This is a genomic window from Spirillospora sp. NPDC052242 (assembly GCF_040679555.1).
GTDB lineage: Bacteria > Actinomycetota > Actinomycetes > Streptosporangiales > Streptosporangiaceae > Spirillospora.
Genome location: NZ_JBFAUZ010000005.1, coordinates 68,158 through 87,039 on the forward strand (window position 1 = coordinate 68,158; position 18,882 = coordinate 87,039).

Consider the following 18,882-nt stretch of genomic DNA (forward strand, 5'->3'; position numbering starts at 1 on the left):
CTCGCATCATGCCAGGGGCCGCGTCCCGCTCCACTTCCGCTGCGCGAACCCCGGCTTGATCACCCCGTTGATCAGCTCCAGCCGGTCGTTGAACGGCGCGAACGCCGACTTCATCGCGTTCACGGTGAACCACTGCAGGTCGTCCCAGCCGTACCCGAACGCGTCGACGAGCTTCGCGAACTCCTCCGACAGCGTCGTCCCGCTCATCAGCCGGTTGTCGGTGTTGACGGTCACCCGGAAGTGCAGCCTCCGCAGCAGCCCGATCGGGTGCTCCTCGATCGACTTCGCCGCGCCCGTCTGGATGTTCGACGTCGGGCACATCTCCAGCGGGATCCGCTTGTCCCGGACATAGTTCGCGAGCCGCCCGAGCTGCGGCTCGGACCCCGCGGCCTCGATGTCGTCGATGATCCGCACGCCGTGCCCGAGCCGGTCGGCGCCGCACCACTGGATCGCCTGCCAGATCGACGGCAGCCCGAACCCCTCGCCCGCGTGGATCGTGAAGTGCGCGTTCTCCCGCTGCAGGTACTCGAACGCGTCCAGGTGCCGGGTCGGCGGGTACCCCGCCTCCGCCCCCGCGATGTCGAACCCCACCACGCCCGCGTCCCGGTACCGGACCGCCAGCTCCGCGATCTCCTTCGACCTCGCCTGGTGCCGCATCGCCGTCAGCAGCGCCCCGACCCGGATCCCGTGGTCCCGGCCGCCCCGCGCGAAGCCGTCCAGCACCGCCTCGACGACCTGCTCCAGCGGCATGCCCGTCCGGGTGTGCAGCTCGGGCGCGTACCGCACCTCCGCGTACACGATCCCGTCGTTCGCGAGGTCCTCCGCGCACTCGTAGGCGACCCGCGCCAGCGCGTCCGCCGACTGCATCACCCCGACGGTGTGCGAGAACGTCTCGAGGTACCGCTCCAGCGACCCCGAGTCCGACGCCGCCTCGAACCACGCCCGCAGCTTCCGCGCGTCCGTCTCGGGCAGCCCCGCGTACCCGGTCTCCTCCGCCAGCTCCACGACCGTCTCCGGCCGCACCCCGCCGTCCAGATGGTCGTGCAGCAGCACCTTCGGCGCGCGCCGGATGTCCTCGAGAGTAGGCCGCTCGTCCATCTCAGAAATCTACCCGGGAAACCCGTCCCCGTCTCCCGCGCCCGCCGGGCCGTCCGTCCGCCCGGCGGGCTTGCGGGCGAGGAGGAACGCCTGGGCGTGGCGCTCCGCGTAGGGGCCGTCCTCGTCGGGTTCCCGGACGAGCCGGGCCCGGACGTCCAGGCCGGTGCGGGCGAGCAGGGCGGCGACGTCGCCGGGGCGCCGGTAGTGGAAGTCGAGCGCGATCGCGTGGTCGCCGGCGCGCGTCCGGCGCGCCGTCCCGTCCCCGGCCTGGAAGGCGAGCAGCAGGTGGCCGCCCGGCGCCAGGACGCGGTGGAACTCGGCGAACGCGTCCGGGAGGCGCTCCGGCGGGACGTGAATGATCGAGTACCAGGCGAGGAGGCCGGCGAGCGAGCCGTCCGGCAGGGGGAGGTCGAGCAGCGAGCCGACCTCGAAGCGCAGGTCCGGGTGCGCCGCGCGGGCGACCTCGATCATCCGCGGCGACAGGTCGACGCCGGACGTCCGGACGCCGCGCGCGTGCAGGTACGCGGTGATCCGGCCGGGGCCGCAGCCCACGTCGGCGACCGGACCGGGACGGACGTGCTCGGCGAAGCCGTCGAGCATCGCCCGGTCGAGGGGTTTGGCGGCCAGCTCGTCCCGGATCCACGCGGCGTAGTCGGCGGCCATCGCGTCGTAGGAGGCGCGCGTGTCCACGAGGAATCCCGCTTCGCCCGGTGCCGGAGATTCCGCTTCGCTCGGTGCCACGGCCCCACGATAGAGACTTACCGTGTACGGGTAGAGTGCGCCCGGAGGAAGGATCGATGACCCCACGGACCGACGCCGACGAGCTGACCGAGCGGCCCCGCGTGCCGCTGAGCCGGCGGCGGGTGCTGCGCGCCGCCGTGGAGCTCGCCGACCGCGACGGCCTCGACGCGCTCACCATGCGCCGCCTCGCCCAGGAGGTCGGGGCCGAGGCGATGTCGCTGTACCACCACGTCGCGAACAAGGAGGCCGTCCTCGACGGCGTCGTCGAGGTGGTGCTCGCGGAGATCGCGGCGGCGGTCGGGGACGTCGCGGCGCCGGCCGCGGCGGACGACTGGCGGGGGGCGCTGCGCGCGCGGATCCTCGCCGCCCGGGAGGTCTTCCTCCGCCACCGCTGGGCCCCGGCGGTGCTGGAGAGCCGCACCACCACGAGCCCGGACGTCATCGCGTACTACGACGGCGTCGTCGGGATCCTGCGGGCGGGCGGGTTCTCGTTCGACCTGGCGCACCGCGCGCTGCACGTCCTCGGCAGCCGCGCGCTCGGGTTCACGCAGGAGCTGTTCCAGCCGGACGGCGCCGAGGCCCCGGACGCGGAGGCGGCCGCCCGGATGGCGGAGCGGTTCCCGAACATCGCGGGGATGATGGCGGACGCCGTCCACGACGATCCGGACGGCACGCTGGGCTTCTGCGACGACCAGTTCGAGTTCGAGTTCGCGCTGGACCTGATCCTCGAGGGGCTGGAGCGCCGCCGCACCGCCGGCGCCTGACTTTTTTCCGTACGTCTCTCCACACGTCTCTTTCCGCATGCGCCCTTGACCGCCTTACGGCGTACGACTACCTTACGACGTACGACACCCTTACGTCGTACGAAGGTGGCCCGACGGGGACCGCCCGGACGGAAGGAAAGGCGCCGTGCAGGCATGGAGCTGGGACCGCTACGGCCCCCCGGACGTGCTCACCCTCAAGGACGTCGACGAGCCGGGCATCGCCCCGGAGGAGGTGCTCGTGCGGGTGCGGGCGGCCTCCGTGAACCCCTACGACTGGCGCCACCTGCGGGCGCACCCCAATCTGGTGCGGCTCAGCATCGGGCTGCGGCGGCCGAAGCCGGGCCTCGTCCTCGGCGCCGACCTCGCGGGCGTCGTCGAGCGGGTGGGCGACCGCGTGACCGATCTGGCGCCCGGCGACGAGGTCTTCGGCGAGGTCCGGCTGGGCGCGTTCGCCGAGGCCGTCGCCGTCCCGCGCGACCGGCTGGCCGTCAAGCCCGCCCGCCTCTCCTTCGAGCGGGCGGCGGCGGTGTCGATGGCCGCCCACACCGCGCTGCAGGGGCTGCGGGACGTCGGCGGGATCGCCGCCGGGCAGCGGGTCCTGATCAACGGGGCGTCCGGCGGGGTCGGCACGTTCGCCGTCCAGCTCGCCCGGACGTTCGGCGCCGAGGTCACCGGCGTGTGCAGCACCCGCAACGTGGACCTGGTGCGCTCCCTCGGCGCGGACCACGTCGTCGACTACACCCGCGCCGACTTCACCGAACGGGCGGGCCGGTACGACCTGCTGCTGGACATCGTGGGCGACCGGTCGACGGGGCGGCTGCGGCGCGCCCTCACGAGCCGCGGCACCCTCGTGATCGTCGGCGGCATCGCGTCCCCGCGCCGCGGCCTGCTCGGGCCCGCCGGGCAGATCGTCCGCGGGGCCCTGGTCGCCCCGTTCGTCCGGCAGCGCATCGCCCACGTGGGCTGGAAGCCCAACTCCGCCGACCTGCGGTTCCTGGCCGACCTCATGGAGAAGGAGGAGATCACACCCGTCATCGACCGGACCTACCCGTTCGCCGAGCTGCCGGAGGCGGTGCGCTACGTCGAGCGCGGCCACGCCCGGGGCAAGGTCGCCGTCACCCTCTGACGTCGCGGCGCGGCCCGGCCCCGGACGGGCGTCAGCGCCGCCGCAGCGACGCGTCGAGCAGCGCGGGCGGGGTGTCGAACTTCTCGTGCGGGGCGAGGTCGACGCCCGGGGCGACGATCTCGTCGATGGCGTCCAGCACGTCGGCGGGCAGGACGGTGTCGCCGGCGGCGACCTGGGAGTGCAGGTGCTCCAGGGTGCGGGGGCCGATGATCGCGCTGGTCACGGCCGGGTGCGCGGTCACGAAGCCGAGCGCGAGCTGCACCATCGTCAGGCCCGCCTCGTCGGCGACCCCGGCGAGGCGCTCGACGGCGTCGAGCCGGGCCCGGTTGTGCGGCAGCGACAGGTCGAAGCGGTCCGGCAGCGACTTCGCGCGGCTGGTGGCGATCTCCCGCCCCTTCCGGACCGCGCCGGACAGCCAGCCGGAGGCCAGCGGGCTCCACGCCAGCACGCCGAGCCCGTACTCCGCGGTGACGGGCAGCACGTGGGCCTCGATGCCGCGCTGCAGGATCGAGTAGGCGGGCTGCTCGGTGACGTAGCGGCTCAGGCGGTGCTCGCGGGCGGCCCACTGCGCCTGCACGATCCGGTACGCGGGGAACGTCGAGGAGCCGAAGTAGCGGATCTTCCCCGCCCGCTGCAGGTCGGTCAGCGCCGCCAGCGTCTCCTCGTCGCTCGTCCGCGGGTCCCACCGGTGGATCTGGTAGAGGTCGACGTGGTCGACGCCGAGCCGGCGCAGGCTGTCGTCCAGCGCGGTGACCAGCCAGCGCCGCGAGCTGCCCTGCCGGTTGCGCTCGTCGCCCATCGGCATGTTCGCCTTCGTGGCGAGCACGATGTCGTCGCGGCGTCCCGCGATGGCCTTGCCGACCATCTCCTCCGATTCGCCCCGCCCGTACATGTCGGCGGTGTCGATGACGTTGATCCCGCTCTCGAGAGCGGCGTCGACGATGGCGGTGGCCTCGTCCTGGGTGGTGCGTCCGATCGCGCCGAAGTTCATCGCGCCGAGCGCGAGGGCGCTGACCTGCACGCCCGTCCGTCCAAGAGTGCGGTACTGCATGGCGTGGTCCTCCGATCAAGGGGCTTGGGTCGACGGCCGGTTCCCGCTCTGCCATCATGGACGAAGCGGAACCGTGTCCCGTTTGACGATACGGAACACTGTCCCGTTTAGCAAGCCCGGCATGGCGGATGGAGGCACGGTGAACGACGACCGGGGCGCCCGGCCCAAGCGCGCGGACGCCCGGCGCAACGAGAAGACCCTGCTCGACGCGGCCGCCGCGGCGTTCGTCGCGTCCGGCGTGGACGCGCCGGTGCGCGACATCGCGGCCCGTGCCGGGGTCGGGACGGCCACGATCTACCGCCACTTCCCCACCCGCGCCGACCTGATCATCGCCGTCTACCGGCACCAGGTGGAGTCCTGCGCCGAAGCGGGCCCCGCGCTGCTGGAGAGCTCCGCGTCCCCGCACGCCGCCCTCGGACGCTGGATCGACCTCTTCGTCGACTTCCTGGTCACCAAGCACGGGCTCGCCGCCGCCCTGCGGTCCGACCAGGCGGGCTTCGAGGCCCTGCACGCCTACTTCCTCGACCGCCTCGTCCCCGTGTGCGCCCGGCTGCTCGACGCCGCGGCCGCCGCCGGCGAGATCCGCCCCGGCCTGGACGCCTACCAGCTCATGCGCGGCGTCGGGAACCTGTGCATCGGCGCCGACACCGACCCCCGCTACGACGCGCGCCGCCTGGTCGAACTCCTCGTCGCGGGCCTCGGCCGTCCCGCCTGACCCCGGCGGCGGCCGTCCGCTAGGCGTCGCGGCGGCGCAGCGCGGTCAGCCCGGCCGCGAACGACGCGAGCCCCCACAGCACGAGGACCAGGAGGGCGACCGGCGCACCGTAGGGGTCGTCCGCACCGGTCATCAGGACGGCCCCGGCCTCACCCGGCATGAAGTCGGCGAAGGACTCCAGCCACGAGGAGCCGATGACGCCCAGCAGTTGGGGCACCGCCAGCAGCACCAGGATCAACGTGGTGATGGTGCCCGCGGCGCTGCGCAGGACGGCGCCCAGGCCCACGCACATCACCGCGAGGAGCGCGAGGTACAGCCCCGCGCCGAGCGCCGTGCCGAAGAGCTGCCCGGCCGAGTAGTCGCCCGGCGCGCCCATCAGCGGCGCGGCGACGAGCGAGCCCAGCACACTGAAGACGAAGCCCGCGACGACCACGGCCGCCGCGACGACCAGCGTCTTGGACAGCAGCATCCGCCCGCGGACCGGGACGCTCTGCAGCGTGGTCCGAATGGAACCGCTGGAGTACTCGCCGGTGAGCGCCAGAGTGGCGAGCACCACCACGGTCAGCTGCGAGATCAGGAACGCCTGCGACGCGTGGTGCGGGGCCGGCATGGTGACGTCGACGCCCTTCGCCGCGCTGGCGGCCGCCGACGAGCCCACCATCGCCGCGAAGCCCACCGTGAGCAGCAGCCCCATGGCGAGGTTCCACCAGGTCGCGCGGACGCTCCTGAGCTTCGTCCACTCGAACGCGACGGCGCCCTTGAACCCGCCGCCGCGCGGGACCGTTGTCGTCGTCATGTCACGCCCTCCGGTTCGGGGAGCCGTACTCGACGCTGGCGGCCGTCAGCTCCATGTACGCCTGCTCCAGGCTGGCCTTGCGCATGCTCAGCTCATGGACGCGAACCCGCTGCTCGAACGCGAGATCACCGATCTGCTCCATGGTGCCGCCGACGACGATGAGCTCCCCCGACGACGCCTCCACGCTCATCCCCGCCCGCTCCAGCGCCCGTCCGAGCGTGCCGGGCTCCGGCGTCCGGACCCGGACGGCGGTGAGCGAGCTGCCCGCGATGACGTCCTCGATCGGGGCGTCGGCGATGATCCGGCCCCGGCCGATGACCAGCAGGTGGTCGGCGGTGTCCTGCATCTCGCTCATCAGATGGCTGGAGACGAAGATCGTCCGTCCCTCCGCGGCGAGCGAGCGCATCAGCTCGCGCACCCAGCGGACGCCGTCCGGGTCGAGCCCGTTGACCGGCTCGTCGAACAGCAGCACCTTCGGATCGCCGAGGAGCGCCCCGGCGATCCCGAGCCGCTGCCCCATGCCGAGGGAGAACGACCCGATGCGCTTCCGGGCCACCTCGCCGAGCCCCACGATCTCCAGCACCTCGGCGACCCGGGACGCCGGGATCCCGTTGCTGCGGGCCAGGCCGAGCAGGTGGTGGCGGGCCGATCGTCCGGGATGCCCGGCCCGGGCGTCGAGCAGCGCGCCCACCTCCCGCATCGGGTGCCGCAGCTCCGCGTACCGCTTGCCCGCCACCAGCGCCCGTCCGGCCGTCGGCGCGTCGAGACCGACGATCATCCGCATCGTGGTCGACTTGCCCGCACCGTTCGGGCCGAGGAACCCCGTGACCTTCCCCGGCCTGATCTCGAACGAGAGGTCCGACACCGCCGTCTTGCCGCCATAACGTTTGGTCAACCCGTCCAGGGTGATCATCCGGCTCCTTCCGTCATCACGCACACGACGCTAGGGAGCCGGCGGCCGCCCGCTCATCGGCCGAACGGCAACGGCCGCACCCGACCTTCGGCAGTCCGCGCACCTTCCGGGAACGGCGGCGGGCCGCGCCCCCGGGACGATCGCGTCAGCGGACGGTCTCGGCCTGCTCCGACCGGACGTCCGCCGCGGCGGGCTCGCCGCGGGCGGCGGAGCGGGCGGCGGGGATCGCCGCGGCGATCAGCGCCGCGACCAGGGCGACGCCGCAGCCGCCCAGCAGGGCGACCCGGAAGCCGTTCTCGGAGGCGAACGTGCGGCCCCCCATCGTCGTGGTCATCTCCGCCAGGACGACGCCGACGGCGGCGGCGCCGATCGAGGTGCCGAGCGAGCGCATCAGCGTGTTGAACGCGTTCGCGGAGGCGCTCTCGGCCTGCGGGACCGAGCTGAGGATCAGCGCGGGCATGGCGCCGTAGGCCAGCCCCACCCCGCAGTTGATGACCATGAGGCCGAGCATGAGACCCCACGCCGTCCCCATCAGCGGCAGCATGGCGCCGTAGCCGAGCGCCAGCACCAGGATGCCGCTGATCAGGGTGAACTTCGGGCCGCGGGCGTTGGTGAGCCGCCCGCCGAGCGGCGAGACGAGCATCATCATGATGCCGCTGGGCGCCATCCACAGCCCCGCCGCGAGCATCGACTGGCCGAGGCCGTAGCCGGTCGCCTCGGGGAACTGGAGGAGCTGCGGCACCACCAGCATCGCGGAGTACATGCCGACCCCGACGAAGATCGAGGCCACGTTCGTCAGCAGCGTCCGCGGGCGCGCCGTGCTGCGCAGGTCGACGATCGGCTCGCGCGTCCGCAGCTCCCACGCGCCCCAGGCGAGCAGGGCCGCGACGGCGACGGCGAACAGCGCGATCGTCGTCGCGGAGCCCCAGCCCCAGTCGCCGCCCTTGGAGAGGGCCAGCAGGAACGAGACCAGGCCGATGGCGAGGCCGACCGCGCCGACCGCGTCGAACCGCTGCCCCTTGGCGGCGGGCGGCACGGACGGGATCAGGAACCAGATCATCACGGCGATGGCCAGGGCGAGGACCGTCGAGGCCCAGAACAGGACGCGCCAGCTCGCGAACTCGGCGACCGCCGCGGCGATCGGCAGGCCGAGCCCGCCGCCGATGCCCATCGAGGCGCTGACCAGCGCGATCGACGTGCTGAGCCGCTCCATCGGGACGACGTCGCGCAGCAGGGCGATGCCGAGCGGCACCATGCCCATCCCCATGCCCTGCAGCCCCCGTCCGATGATCATCGGGACGACCGAGGACGACAGCGCGCACACGACCGAGCCCGCCACCAGCGGCACCGAGCAGGCCAGGAGCATCGGGCGCTTGCCCACCAGGTCGCCGAGGCGGCCGGACACCGGCACGCACACCGCCCCCACCAGCAGGGTCACGGTGACCACCCAGGCGGCGTTGGACGGCGTGGTGTCCAGGATCCTCGGCAGATCGGCGAGGAGCGGGGTCACCAGTGTCTGCATGACGGCGGCGACGGTGCCCGCCAGGGCCAGCGTGGCGACCACGCCTCCCGCTCGGTCCGGCGACCGGCCCGCGGGCATGGAATCGTGCATGAAAGGAGCTCCTCGCCTGTGTGTCACCGTTCAGGTCTCGACGCCGGCCCGAGGCCGCACACCCGGAGACGAATATGCATCGTACACATGGACTGTAACGTACATACGATGTGGTGAGTGCACATCGCCATGGGATGCTGATCACAGGCACTCGACGTCGCGGCGCCCGAACGCGAACAGAAGGGACACCAACGGCAGATGACCCGCCCCACCTACGAGGTCGAGTACGAGCAGATGCTGCTCAGCCGGCACGAGCTGCTCCGCCGGCGGCCTCAGGCCCTGGATCGCAGCGCCTACGTCCTGCTCAGCCGCATCCGCGTCCAGGGCCCCATGTCGATCGGCGAACTCAGCGACGCCTTCGGCCTCGACGCGTCCACACTGAACCGGCAGACGGCGGCGGCCATGCGCGCGGGACTCGTCGAGCGCATCCCCGACCCGACCGGCGGCATCGCCCGCAAGTTCCGCATCACCGACAAGGGCACCCGCATGCTCGACGAGCAGCGCGAGAGCATCGTGCGCAGCCTCGACCGGGTCATGGCGGACTGGAGCGACGACGACATCAGCGCGTTCGCCGCCTACCTGCGACGCTTCAACCGCGACATCGAAACCCTGTCGCAGCGCCCCTGGCCCCGCCCTTGAACCCCCGCGGACACACGGAACGGGCCGCGATCGCGCGGCCCGTACCCGTTGCCGGTGTTCAGCCTTCGGACGCCTTCGCGTACGCGCCGATGCCCCCTGCGAAGTCGAACATCACGCACGGTTCGTCGCCGACGACCCAGGCGTCGTGCCCGGGCGTCACCACGAAGACGTCCCCGGGCCCGGCCTCCTCCTCGGTGCCGTCCCGCATGACCACGTGGATTCTGCCCTTGACGACGTAGCCGTTGTGGTGGACCTCGCACAGGTCGGTGCCCGCGATGTCCTTCACCGACTCCGTCCAGCGCCAGCCCGGCTCGAAGGTCGCCCTGCCGAAGACGAGTCCCGGCAGTTCGACGAGGTCCAGGTGTCCCTTGGGGAAGTCGCGGCGCTCGTCCGGCTTCTCGATGTTCTTGGAGTCGATCATGATGGCCCCCTTATCCATCACCGCCTCCCACGTTTCTCCTGACCCGGGACGCGCACAAGAAAGCGGGGGTAGATCCCTAGCCGACCGGGAACCGGAGGCCCCTCCCGCCGTCGGCGGCGTGCAGGTCGAGGGCCCGGGGCGTGAACCCGCGGGGAACGTCGAACACCAGGTACCCCCGGACGGACGCGCCGGGCCGCAGCGTCCACGCGGGGTGCGTCCGCCGCCCCTTGGCGAGGAGCACCCCGGCGCGGTCGGCGTCCTCGCCGTGCAGCCGCTGGATCCGCGCCTCGAAACGCGCCTCCGCCGACCCCGTGTTCGCCACGACCACCCGAACCCGGCACATCACGCCCCGGACGACGATCCTCTTCACCGTGCGTCCGCATTCGGGGGCCGACGCGGTGAACCGCATGTCGCCGTCCATCACCGGCACGTCGAACGCGGCCTCCACCGGACGGTCGAGGTAGCGCCGGACCTCGCGTCCCCCGAGCACGGCGCCCGCGAGCAGCGCCGGCACGAGGAGCATGAGGACGAGCCGCGGACCGGTCGTCCGCCGCCCCGACAGCCGGACGTCGCGCATGGCGAGCCAGCCGATCTGCAGGGTGACGAGGAGATCGGCGACCGCGATGAGCGGCAGCAGCCAGTCCGCGGCCGCCCGCCGGTAGCTCGTGAGCACCAGCAGGGCGACGGCCGCGGCCAGGAACTGCACCCCGACGACGGCGGCGAACGCCTGCAGGACGCGGCGCACGGGACCGATCGGCCGCGGGGCCGCGACGGCCGCCCGGTACGGGTCGTCCGGTCCGGCGAAGTCCGGCCGCGTGATCTGAGGATCCGACACCCGCCGCAGCGTACGGTTCGGCACCGACGAAGATCGACTTCATAACCGGTTCCGGACGGCGCATTCCACGGAATGGGTCAGAGCGTTTCGGCCCCCGACCGGGCGGTGATCTCGCCGACCCGGTTGTACTGGTCGAATTCCAGCCCGATCGTGAAGTCCGGCCCGGTGATCGTCAGCTTGGCGTGGTCGGGCGTGAACGCCGCGCCGAGCCCCCGCAGCCGCGCGTAGCTGTGGACGGCGCGGCGGTGGTCCCGCAGCCCCAGCTCGGCGATGGACTGCTGGAGGACGCGCATGACGCGCGGGAACTCGGGCGGCGGGAGCCGGAACTCCGGGTGCTCGATCAGGAACGCGGCACGGGTGCCCGCGCCGACGTCGGCGTGGTAGTGCGTCCAGCACCCGGAGACGACCTTCGCGGCGTCCAGCAGCGCCCCGGCGACCCGCGCCGGTTCGAACCGCGGTTCCGCGGGCCCGCCGGGCAGCGCGCCGAACGGCACCTCCGCCGCCGCGAGCTGCTCGATGCCGTGCTGCCGGCCGAACTCGCGCACCCGGACCGAGTGGGCCACCAGCGGCTCCGCGTAGCCGGACGGGTTCGCCCAGGCCCACAGCCACGACCCCGGCCCGGGCGCCGCACTGCCGAGCAGGTGCACCCGGCTGCAGACCAGGTCGCGGCTCCCGGTGAACTCGAACCGCTGTTCATGCAGGTCGACGTGCCAGTTGTGCTCCCCGACGACCTCCTCGAGGCGCACCTGGTGTTCGAGGGAGAAGATCGCCGCGTCGTCGAGAACATTGGCGAGTGTGATCACTTCGGACATGCGGGCAGGCTAGTGGTACGAACGGACATGACGTGGACGAATGCAGCGCTTCCAGCCGGTACCGCCCCGCCAGCTCCAGCCCGCTCCGCAAGACGCCCCTCCCACCCTCGCCATCGCCCCGGCACCCCCGCCACCGGCACCGGAGCGCGGCCCCGGGACGCCAAACTCGGTCAGCTCGTGGATCAGCGCCTGCCGGACGATCTCGTCGTCCTCGACCAACAGAACCATCGCCATGACCGCCAAATAGAACAATCTTCGTGTTCACGGCGTTGGAACGGCCGGTCGGGCGGCCGGGGTCAGCGCGGGGCGTAGCCCTCGGCGATGAGCCGTTCGGCGAACCGCGCGTAGGCGGCCGGGTCGGACGGGACGGCCGTCGCGAGCCCGTCCACGTACCGGTTGTACATGCAGAACGCGGCCGCGATGAGCACCGTGTCGTGGATCTCGACGTCGGTCGCGCCGGCGGCGCGGGCGGCCTCGACGTGTTCTTCGCCGACCTCGCGCCCGCCGCGCTGGACGGCCGCGGCGATCGCCAGCAGCGCGCGGAGCCGGTCGGACACGGGCGCGGTGGCCGGGTCGGCGTGCACCTGCTCGACGAGCGTCGTCCCGCCGGGGAGCTGCGCGGCGGCGCACGCGCCGTGGGTGGAGGCGCAGTAGCGGCACCCGTTCAGCTCCGACACGTACGCGCCGATCAGCTCGCGCTCGCCGCGCTCCAGCGGGCCGGGGCCGCGCAGCAGCGTCTCGGCGAGCACCGAGAGCGGCCCGGCCGTCTCCGGGCGGAACCGCAGCAGCGAGGGCAGTCCCGGGATGCCGTCGTCCAGGTCGATGTGCGCCAAATCCTGCCTCCCGCCGGGCCTATCCGTATCGCCCGATACTGCCGGGTCGGCGGTCAGGAGGGTAGTTTTCTCGCCACTCCACAAAAGGTCATGGTCTCCTGCGGCTCCCCCCACGGGCTGGGCTCCGGACGCCAGCGCGGGCACGACACCACCCCGGGTTCCAGCAGCTCCAGCCCGTCGAACAGCGCCTCGATCTCCTTCGCCGTCCGCGCCCGGATGAGCTGCGGCGTCCCGCTGGAGTTCCACGCGTCCGTCGCCGCGCGCGTCACGTCCACGTCCAGGCAGGCGTGCGAGAGCGCGACGACGCTGCCGGGCGCGAGCGCGTCGGTGAACGTCCGCAGGATCCGCCGCGCCTCGCCGTCGTCGGTCACGAAGTGCAGCAGCGCGAGCATCATCAGCGCGACCGGACGGCCGAAGTCGAGCGTGCGCGCGGCCTCGTCCAGGATGCGGGCGGGGTCGCGGACGTCCGCGTCGACGTAGTCGGTCGCGCCCTCCGGGGTGCCCGCGAGCAGCGCCCGCGCGTGCGCGAGGACGAGCGGGTCGTTGTCGACGTACACGATGCGGCTCTCGGGCGCGACCCGCTGCGCGATCTCGTGCGTGTTGTCGACCGTGGGCAGCCCGGTCCCGACGTCGAGGAACTGCCGGACGCCCAGGTCGCCGGCCAGGTGCCGGACGCACCGGCCGAGGAACAGCCGGTCGCTGCGGGCGGCCGACACGATCCCCGGGACGTCCCGGGCGACCCGCTCGCCCGCGGCGCGGTCGGCCTCGTAGTGGTCCTTGCCGCCGAGCCAGTAGTCCCAGACGCGTGCGGAGACCGGCCGGTCCGTCTGGAAACGCTCGTCGGGGGGCATGTCGACCTCCTCGTCAAGGAATGTCGGGACGACAGTACAGTGCGGCCCCGGACCGGTCAGCGGAGATCGAGATCCCGGCGGCGGAAGCCGGCGAACCCGGCCGCGACGAGCGCCGCGGCGACCAGCGTGAGCACCGCCAGGGGCGTCCAGCGCAGGTCCGCGCCCGGCAGCAGCGGGACGTGCCCGAACGGGGACAGGTCGTTCATCCATCCCGGCAGTCGCAGCAGCCCGCCGAACGTGGTGACGAAGACGGAGTACACGACGACCGCCCACGCGACGGGCATCGCGCGGGGCGCCAGGCCGAACAGCGCGAGCGCCGTCCCGCCCGCGATCCACACCGCCGGGACGTACGCGAGCGCCGCGCCCACCGTCCCCGGCAGCAGCCCCGCGTCGCCGACCGACACCGCCGCGGCGGCCCCCGCGCCCAGCCCGGCGAGCAGCAGCATCAGGACGCCGCCCGCGAACGCGACGGTGACGTGGCCCGCGAGCCACCGGGTCCGCGACACCGCCGTCGCCAGCACCGGCTCGGCCCGTCCGGCGGTCTCCTCGCTCCGCGGCCGCTGCATCGCCAGGATCACCTGGACGCCGCAGACCGCCGCCAGCATGGACGTGATCACGCTGACGAACCGGTCGGCCAGCGACGAGCCGGGCAGCGAGCCCACCCATTCCTGCAGCGCCGCGTTCTCGGCGATCGCGTCCCGCACGTCGCCCGCGAACGCCCCGTACACGGCGCCGAGCGCGGCCATCGACACGGCCCACCACAGCAGACCGGCGCGCTGGAGCCGCAGCGCCAGCCCGAGCGAGGTGCCGAGGGACGCCGACGCGGTGCGCGGCCCGGGACGCGGCGGCAGCAGGCCCGCGCCGACGTCGCGCCGCGCCGCCAGCGCGAACGCCGCGGCGAGCAGGCCGCCGGCCAGCAGCAGGCACAGGACGAGCGGCCACCACCGCCCGTCGACGTACACCTTCGTGGCCTGCGCCCACCCGATCGGCGACAGCCACGACCACGCGCCGCCGCCCATGTCGCCGACGGCCCGCAGCGTGTACGCGACCGCGATCAGCGCGCCCGCGGCGCCGCCCGCGGCGCGGCCGTACTCGGTGAGCTGCGCGGTGACGGCCGCGGCGCCGGTGAAGACCAGCCCCACGGCGGCCAGCGCAGCGCCGAACAGCAGGGAGCCCGGCCACGTCACGGTGTCGATCCCCGAGCCGCCGAGGACCACCGCCATGAGCGCGCCCAGCGCGACGTTCGCGCCGCCCACCACGAGCACCGCGGCGGCGAGCGGCGCGTGCCGGCCGACCACCCCGGCGCGGACCAGCTCGGCCCGCCCGGCCTCCTCCTCGGCCCGGGTGTGCCGGACGAGCAGCAGGACGCTCATCAGCGCCGCGAAGATCGCGACGAAGCCGAGCAGCTCGTTCGCGAGCATCGCGCCGTAGGTGTAGTCGCCGAGGCCGTGCCCGGGACCGCTGAACGCGGCGCCCGCCGGGCTTTCCACCAGCTCGGCGCGGGACCGCCGGTCCGCCGCCGTGGGGTAGGTGGCGGCGAGGTTCGACGCGGTCGCCGCCGTGCCGAGCGACACGGACAGCAGCCACACCGGGATTCGGATCCGGTCGCGGCGCAGCATGAACCGCGCGAGCGTCCCGGTGCCGGTGAACGCGCCGCCCTCGCCCGCCGCGCGGCCGCCGGTCGCGGTGCCCGTTTCGGTCGCGACGGCCATCACGACGCCTCCCCGTCCCGCGCGGGCCGGCCGTCCGCGGCGCCCTCGACGGGCACCCCGTTCTCCGCGAGCTCGTCGCCGTAGTGCCGCAGGAACAGCTGCTCCAGCGTGGGCGGCCGGCTGATCAGCGTGCGCGGGACGAACTCGCTCAGCCGGCGGACGACCTCGCCGAGCCGCTCGGCGTCGACGTCGAACCGCACCCGGTCGTCCTCGGCGGTGAACCCGTGCACGCCGGGCAGCCCGTCCAGTCCGGTGACCCGGCGTTCGGTCTCGGCCTCGATGGTGGTGCGGGTCAGGTGCCGCAGCTCGCGGAGCGCGCCGCTCTCGACGATCCGGCCGAGCCGGATGATGCTCACCCGGTCGCACAGCTTCTCGACCTGGGCGAGGATGTGGCTGGACAGCAGCACCGTGCGGCCCTCCGCGGCCGCCTCGGCGATGCACTCCTGGAACACCGCCTCCATCAGCGGGTCGAGCCCGGCGGTCGGCTCGTCCAGGATGAGCAGCTCGGCCCGCGAGGCCAGGGCCGCGACCAGCGCCACCTTCTGCCGGTTGCCCTTGGAGTAGGTCCGTCCCTTCTTGGCGGTGTCGAGGTCGAAGCGGTCGCACAGCTCGTCGCGGCGCGCCCGGTCGAGCCCGCCGCGCAGCCGGGCCAGCAGGTCGATGGCCTGCCCGCCGGTGAGGTTCGGCCAGAGGTCGACGTCGCCGGGCACGTAGGCGATGCGGCGGTGCAGCCGCACCGCGTCGCGCCAGGGGTCGCCGCCCAGCAGCCGGGCCTTGCCCTCGTCGGCGCGCAGCAGGCCCAGCAGGATCCGGATGGTGGTCGACTTGCCCGCGCCGTTGGGGCCGAGGAAGCCGTGCACCTCGCCGGTGCGGACGGTCAGGTCGAGACCGTCCAGGGCGCGGGTCCGGCCGAACGACTTCACCAGGCCGGACACTTCGATGGGGAACGTGGAACTTGCGGTCATGACAACGCCTCGTGACGGGTGCGAACGATGGGGGTCCACGCGGGTGCGCGCGCCCTGCCGGGCACGGGCGCCCCGTGCTGGCGGACGGACGGCCGGGCGTCCTCGCCCGAGCGGCCGTCGGCCGCGTGCGCGCACCATGGGCCGTCCGGCCGGACCGCGGACGGACGGGGTACCGGGGGTGCGGGAGTACGGGGGTGCGGGCGGCGGGTCAGGCGGGCGGGTCGGAGTCGGCCTTGCGGGCGGCGGCGTCCGACGTGGGGATGCGCGGCCCGGTCGACTCGGCGAGCATCCGGTCCAGGGTGGCGCGCAGCTGCACGACGAGGTCCGGGGCCAGGATGTCGTCGGTGATGATGTCGAGCATCGCGCGCGCCATGCGCGCGTACCCCTCGGCGCCGAGCATGTCGGTGCCCAGCGCCCGCGACATGTGCTCGTGGATCACGGTGAGGCCGAAGGACAGGCCGGTCATGACGACCGCGTAGGCGTGCGGGTCGGCGGTCTTCGGCCGGGACAGCCCCGGGACGTCGCCGCCGAGCATCTCCTTGCTCGCCGCGACCGCGTCGTCGAACAGCTCGGCCGCCCCCGGCGAGCCGTCCACCAGCGCGCGGGCGAGGTAGCGCTGGAGCGGCAGCACCGCGTCCAGCGCCGCCGCGGAGTAGCCCGGGCTGCCGAGCCCGCCCGACAGGCCCTCCAGCTTCGTGCGCTTGAGGGTCTCGACGGCGTACTCGTCGCAGGCCCGGCGCAGCGCCTCCTTGGAACCGAAGTGGTGCTGCACCAGCCCCGGCGAGACCCCGGCCGCCCTCGCGATCCCGCGGATCGTCGCGCCGTTCACGCCGTGCTCGGCGAACTCGCGCAGCGCCGCGTCGCGAATGCGCGCGCGTGCCGTCAGCTCCTCGGCGGCCCGCCCGCGCATCTCGGTCACACCCCGATTATCCAATACAAGCGTTCAATGTGCAATACGCGTGTACCGCGCGGATGGTGACGCCACAGTGACATCACCCTTCCCCCGGGCAACGGGTCAGGACGGCGCCGCCGCGATCAGCCGGACGACGTCGTCGTACGTCGGCACGTCCGAACCGGGCGGCTCCCCCGCGACGCCGAGCGCGCTGGTCACGGCGGCGTGCAGCGCCGCGCGGAACGGCAGCGAGCCGCAGCTCACCCGGCCGACGCCCAGCTCCGCCAGCCGCGCGTAGCGGGTGCGGCCCGGCAGGTGCAGCACGTTCAGCGGGACGCCGGCCTCCGCGACCACGGCGGCGATGTCGGCGTCGTCCGCGATGCCGGGGACGAACACGCCGTCGGCCCCCGCGTCGGCGTAGGCCCGGACGCGGCGGAGCGTCTCGCCGAGCGACGGACGATCGCCGCCGAGCCAGTACGTGTCGGTGCGCGCGTTCACGAACACGCCGGGCGCCGCGCGCTTCACCGCCGCGACCACCGCCGCCAGGTGCCGCACCGGGGCGAGGCCGCCGCGGCGCCCGTCCTCGATGTTCACCCCCGCCACGCCGAACGAGCCCAGCTCGGCCACCAGCGCGGCGACCTCGTCCGGACGGTCGGCGAAGCCGCCCTCGACGTCGACGGTGACCGGCACCGGCAGCCGCGCCAGCCGCCGCGCCAGCGCGACCGTCTCGGCCCGGGCGTCGCCGGTCGCGTCGGCCTTCCCGGCCGCCGCCGCGACGCCGAGGCTGGTGGTGCCGACCGCGGCGAACCCGGCCGCCGCCATCGCCGCCCCGGACGCGAAGTCCCACGCGTTCGGCAGCAGCAGCGGACGCTCCCCGCGGTGCAGTTCGTGGAAGTTCACGGCCCGACCGTACGCCCGGATCGTTTCGGCGCCGGCCGAAGCGTCGCCCGTCCCGCAACCCGGACGGCGCGCCCGGTGTTCCCGGAGCGTCACCCGCGAGAGGAGCGAACGATGGACGCCTGGAGCGTCATGCAGAACATCTACGCCGCCGAGGCCGCCTACGTGGCCGCGGGCGGATACGGCAAGGCCGACTACGGCGAGGTCGCGGCCTGGCTGGACCCCGAGGTGGTGCTGCACCAGGCGCCCGGCCTGCCGTTCACCGGCACGGGAACGTGGCGCGGCCACGACGGCATGGAACGCTTCCTCGCGCGGTTCAGCGAGGTCTGGGAGTCGATGGAGTTCCTGGAACAGGAGCACCGGGGCGATCAGGACACCGTGGCGGTGCGCAACCGGGTCCGGTTCCGCGCGCGGGCGACCGGGCGGGAGGTCGAGACGGAGATCCTGCAGTGGATCACCGTCCGGAACGGCCGCATGCTCGAATGCCGCCCCTTCTACCGGGACCCCGCCGCCATCGCCGCCGCCTGCGACCGGACGAACGCCGCGTAGCGGGCACACGCGCCGCGGACGTATCGTTTCCCGGACCGAGAAGATCATTTACTCGTCTCGCCGGAGGCCCGCCGTGCTGTACCTCGTCCTCGCCTGCGACGTGCTCTTCTGGGTCTTCCTCGTCGGCGGCCTCGCCGCCCGCTACGCCGCCGGGCGACGCACGCTCGGCGGCGTCCTGCTGCTGTGCGTCCCGCTGATCGACGTCGTGCTGCTCGCGGCGACCGTCCTCAGCATCCGGAACGGCGCCGAACCGACCGTCTGGCACGGCCTGTCGGCGGCCTACCTCGGCATCACCGTGGTGTACGGGCACCGCACGGTCCGGTGGGCCGACGCCCGGTTCGCGCGCCGCTACGGCGAGGCCCCGCCGCCGCCCCGTCCGAAGCTCTACGGGCGCGCCGCCGTCGTGGACGCCTGGACGTCCTGGCTCAGGTTCCTGCTGGCCTACGCGCTGAGCGTCGGCCTCATGTTCGGGCTCGTCGTGCTCGTCGGCGGCCTCGACGAGGGCGCGCCGCTGCTGGTCTGGCTCAACCCCCTCACGAAGGTGCTGATCTACAGCCTGATCTGGCCCGTCCTGACGACCGTCTGGCCGGGGAAGGCGCCGGAGGCGGACGAGCGGGGCTGACTGTTCGCGCGCCGGTCGCCTCCGCGTCGGCCCCCGCG

Annotated in this window: 21 protein-coding genes; 6 read left to right on the forward strand and 15 right to left on the reverse strand. The window is 73.7% G+C overall.

Annotated features, from left to right (window positions below):
- Positions 1 to 6: 6 nt before the first annotated feature.
- Both AB0L25_RS05715 and AB0L25_RS05720 read right to left on the reverse strand, forming a co-directional pair.
- Positions 7 to 1,098: an adenosine deaminase gene (locus tag AB0L25_RS05715; protein WP_500169014.1), complete on the reverse strand. Its 1,092-nt coding sequence runs from the start codon at positions 1,096 to 1,098 to the stop codon at positions 7 to 9.
- Between the two features lie 9 nt (positions 1,099 to 1,107).
- Entirely contained in the window at positions 1,108 to 1,788 is a 681-nt protein-coding gene (locus AB0L25_RS05720) for a class I SAM-dependent methyltransferase (RefSeq protein ID WP_500169016.1), read from the reverse strand.
- A gap of 107 nt (positions 1,789 to 1,895) precedes the next feature.
- On the opposite strand from AB0L25_RS05720, the gene AB0L25_RS05725 reads away from it, so the two are divergent.
- Together AB0L25_RS05725 and AB0L25_RS05730 are read left to right on the forward strand one after the other, a co-directional pair.
- Complete coding sequence (locus AB0L25_RS05725; protein WP_500169018.1) at positions 1,896 to 2,603, forward strand: TetR/AcrR family transcriptional regulator; 708 nt, start codon at positions 1,896 to 1,898, stop codon at positions 2,601 to 2,603.
- A gap of 145 nt (positions 2,604 to 2,748) precedes the next feature.
- Entirely contained in the window at positions 2,749 to 3,729 is a 981-nt protein-coding gene (locus AB0L25_RS05730; RefSeq protein WP_500169020.1) for an NAD(P)-dependent alcohol dehydrogenase, read from the forward strand.
- A gap of 31 nt (positions 3,730 to 3,760) precedes the next feature.
- On the opposite strand, the gene AB0L25_RS05735 is transcribed toward AB0L25_RS05730, so the two are convergent.
- The gene (locus AB0L25_RS05735; protein WP_500169021.1) at positions 3,761 to 4,780 is read right to left on the reverse strand and encodes an aldo/keto reductase; all 1,020 of its coding nucleotides are present in this window, start codon (positions 4,778 to 4,780) and stop codon (positions 3,761 to 3,763) included.
- 121 nt (positions 4,781 to 4,901) lie between these two features.
- Here AB0L25_RS05735 and AB0L25_RS05740 point away from each other — a divergent pair, with 121 nt between their 5' ends.
- On the forward strand, positions 4,902 to 5,495 hold the full coding sequence (locus tag AB0L25_RS05740; protein WP_500169023.1) for a TetR/AcrR family transcriptional regulator: 594 nt from the start codon (positions 4,902 to 4,904) through the stop codon (positions 5,493 to 5,495).
- A 19-nt stretch (positions 5,496 to 5,514) separates the two neighbouring features.
- On the opposite strand, the gene AB0L25_RS05745 is transcribed toward AB0L25_RS05740, so the two are convergent.
- The 3 genes from AB0L25_RS05745 to AB0L25_RS05755 all read right to left on the reverse strand — a co-directional run bounded on the left by AB0L25_RS05745 (position 5,515) and on the right by AB0L25_RS05755 (position 8,816).
- Positions 5,515 to 6,291 carry an ABC transporter permease gene (locus AB0L25_RS05745; RefSeq protein WP_500169025.1) on the reverse strand — a complete coding sequence of 259 codons (777 nt, stop codon included), beginning with the start codon at positions 6,289 to 6,291 and terminating at the stop codon, positions 5,515 to 5,517.
- Between the two features lies 1 nt (position 6,292).
- The gene (locus AB0L25_RS05750; RefSeq protein ID WP_500169026.1) at positions 6,293 to 7,204 is read right to left on the reverse strand and encodes an ABC transporter ATP-binding protein; all 912 of its coding nucleotides are present in this window, start codon (positions 7,202 to 7,204) and stop codon (positions 6,293 to 6,295) included.
- Between the two features lie 145 nt (positions 7,205 to 7,349).
- Positions 7,350 to 8,816 (reverse strand): MFS transporter, encoded by a 1,467-nt coding sequence (locus AB0L25_RS05755; protein WP_500169028.1) that lies wholly within the window; start codon positions 8,814 to 8,816, stop codon positions 7,350 to 7,352.
- Between the two features lie 198 nt (positions 8,817 to 9,014).
- On the opposite strand from AB0L25_RS05755, the gene AB0L25_RS05760 reads away from it, so the two are divergent.
- Complete coding sequence (locus AB0L25_RS05760) at positions 9,015 to 9,455, forward strand: MarR family winged helix-turn-helix transcriptional regulator (protein ID WP_500169030.1); 441 nt, start codon at positions 9,015 to 9,017, stop codon at positions 9,453 to 9,455.
- A gap of 58 nt (positions 9,456 to 9,513) precedes the next feature.
- Here the strand turns inward: AB0L25_RS05760 and AB0L25_RS05765 are convergent, their stop codons facing one another.
- The 9 genes from AB0L25_RS05765 to AB0L25_RS05805 all read right to left on the reverse strand — a co-directional run bounded on the left by AB0L25_RS05765 (position 9,514) and on the right by AB0L25_RS05805 (position 17,676).
- The gene (locus AB0L25_RS05765) at positions 9,514 to 9,876 is read right to left on the reverse strand and encodes a cupin domain-containing protein (protein ID WP_500169032.1); all 363 of its coding nucleotides are present in this window, start codon (positions 9,874 to 9,876) and stop codon (positions 9,514 to 9,516) included.
- Between the two features lie 76 nt (positions 9,877 to 9,952).
- Entirely contained in the window at positions 9,953 to 10,711 is a 759-nt protein-coding gene (locus AB0L25_RS05770; RefSeq protein WP_500169033.1) for a hypothetical protein, read from the reverse strand.
- Positions 10,712 to 10,788: 77 nt separating this feature from the next.
- Positions 10,789 to 11,523 carry a DUF6882 domain-containing protein gene (locus AB0L25_RS05775; protein WP_500169035.1) on the reverse strand — a complete coding sequence of 245 codons (735 nt, stop codon included), beginning with the start codon at positions 11,521 to 11,523 and terminating at the stop codon, positions 10,789 to 10,791.
- A 296-nt stretch (positions 11,524 to 11,819) separates the two neighbouring features.
- The gene (locus tag AB0L25_RS05780) at positions 11,820 to 12,356 is read right to left on the reverse strand and encodes a carboxymuconolactone decarboxylase family protein (RefSeq protein WP_500169037.1); all 537 of its coding nucleotides are present in this window, start codon (positions 12,354 to 12,356) and stop codon (positions 11,820 to 11,822) included.
- Positions 12,357 to 12,409: 53 nt separating this feature from the next.
- The gene (locus AB0L25_RS05785) at positions 12,410 to 13,207 is read right to left on the reverse strand and encodes an SAM-dependent methyltransferase (protein ID WP_500169039.1); all 798 of its coding nucleotides are present in this window, start codon (positions 13,205 to 13,207) and stop codon (positions 12,410 to 12,412) included.
- A gap of 56 nt (positions 13,208 to 13,263) precedes the next feature.
- On the reverse strand, positions 13,264 to 14,919 hold the full coding sequence (locus tag AB0L25_RS05790) for an ABC transporter permease (RefSeq protein ID WP_500169041.1): 1,656 nt from the start codon (positions 14,917 to 14,919) through the stop codon (positions 13,264 to 13,266).
- Positions 14,919 to 15,884, reverse strand: coding sequence for an ABC transporter ATP-binding protein (locus tag AB0L25_RS05795; protein ID WP_500169042.1), 966 nt, complete (start codon positions 15,882 to 15,884; stop codon positions 14,919 to 14,921). The genes AB0L25_RS05790 and AB0L25_RS05795 overlap by 1 nt, the downstream gene beginning before the upstream one ends.
- A 208-nt stretch (positions 15,885 to 16,092) precedes the next feature.
- The gene (locus tag AB0L25_RS05800) at positions 16,093 to 16,794 is read right to left on the reverse strand and encodes a TetR/AcrR family transcriptional regulator (RefSeq protein WP_500169242.1); all 702 of its coding nucleotides are present in this window, start codon (positions 16,792 to 16,794) and stop codon (positions 16,093 to 16,095) included.
- 105 nt (positions 16,795 to 16,899) lie between these two features.
- Entirely contained in the window at positions 16,900 to 17,676 is a 777-nt protein-coding gene (locus AB0L25_RS05805) for an isocitrate lyase/PEP mutase family protein (protein WP_500169044.1), read from the reverse strand.
- A gap of 111 nt (positions 17,677 to 17,787) precedes the next feature.
- On the opposite strand from AB0L25_RS05805, the gene AB0L25_RS05810 reads away from it, so the two are divergent.
- Together AB0L25_RS05810 and AB0L25_RS05815 are read left to right on the forward strand one after the other, a co-directional pair.
- A complete protein-coding gene (locus AB0L25_RS05810; RefSeq protein WP_500169046.1) occupies positions 17,788 to 18,222 on the forward strand; it encodes a nuclear transport factor 2 family protein in 435 nt (144 codons plus the stop codon).
- 73 nt (positions 18,223 to 18,295) lie between these two features.
- Positions 18,296 to 18,844: a hypothetical protein gene (locus tag AB0L25_RS05815; RefSeq protein ID WP_500169048.1), complete on the forward strand. Its 549-nt coding sequence runs from the start codon at positions 18,296 to 18,298 to the stop codon at positions 18,842 to 18,844.
- The last annotated feature ends 38 nt before the right edge of the window (positions 18,845 to 18,882 follow it).

Coding starts and splice junctions, on each gene's coding strand:
- AB0L25_RS05765 (WP_500169032.1), bottom strand. CDS start 9,876: ATGATCGACTCCAAGAACATCGAGAAGCCGGACGAGCGCCGCGACTTC.
- AB0L25_RS05800 (WP_500169242.1), bottom strand. CDS start 16,794: ATGCGCGGGCGGGCCGCCGAGGAGCTGACGGCACGCGCGCGCATTCGC.
- AB0L25_RS05785 (WP_500169039.1), bottom strand. CDS start 13,207: ATGCCCCCCGACGAGCGTTTCCAGACGGACCGGCCGGTCTCCGCACGC.
- AB0L25_RS05735 (WP_500169021.1), bottom strand. CDS start 4,780: ATGCAGTACCGCACTCTTGGACGGACGGGCGTGCAGGTCAGCGCCCTC.
- AB0L25_RS05745 (WP_500169025.1), bottom strand. CDS start 6,291: ATGACGACGACAACGGTCCCGCGCGGCGGCGGGTTCAAGGGCGCCGTC.
- AB0L25_RS05755 (WP_500169028.1), bottom strand. CDS start 8,816: ATGCACGATTCCATGCCCGCGGGCCGGTCGCCGGACCGAGCGGGAGGC.
- AB0L25_RS05775 (WP_500169035.1), bottom strand. CDS start 11,523: ATGTCCGAAGTGATCACACTCGCCAATGTTCTCGACGACGCGGCGATC.
- AB0L25_RS05790 (WP_500169041.1), bottom strand. CDS start 14,919: ATGGCCGTCGCGACCGAAACGGGCACCGCGACCGGCGGCCGCGCGGCG.
- AB0L25_RS05725 (WP_500169018.1), top strand. CDS start 1,896: ATGACCCCACGGACCGACGCCGACGAGCTGACCGAGCGGCCCCGCGTG.
- AB0L25_RS05740 (WP_500169023.1), top strand. CDS start 4,902: ATGGCGGATGGAGGCACGGTGAACGACGACCGGGGCGCCCGGCCCAAG.
- AB0L25_RS05810 (WP_500169046.1), top strand. CDS start 17,788: ATGGACGCCTGGAGCGTCATGCAGAACATCTACGCCGCCGAGGCCGCC.
- AB0L25_RS05760 (WP_500169030.1), top strand. CDS start 9,015: ATGACCCGCCCCACCTACGAGGTCGAGTACGAGCAGATGCTGCTCAGC.
- AB0L25_RS05750 (WP_500169026.1), bottom strand. CDS start 7,204: ATGATCACCCTGGACGGGTTGACCAAACGTTATGGCGGCAAGACGGCG.
- AB0L25_RS05795 (WP_500169042.1), bottom strand. CDS start 15,884: ATGACCGCAAGTTCCACGTTCCCCATCGAAGTGTCCGGCCTGGTGAAG.
- AB0L25_RS05715 (WP_500169014.1), bottom strand. CDS start 1,098: ATGGACGAGCGGCCTACTCTCGAGGACATCCGGCGCGCGCCGAAGGTG.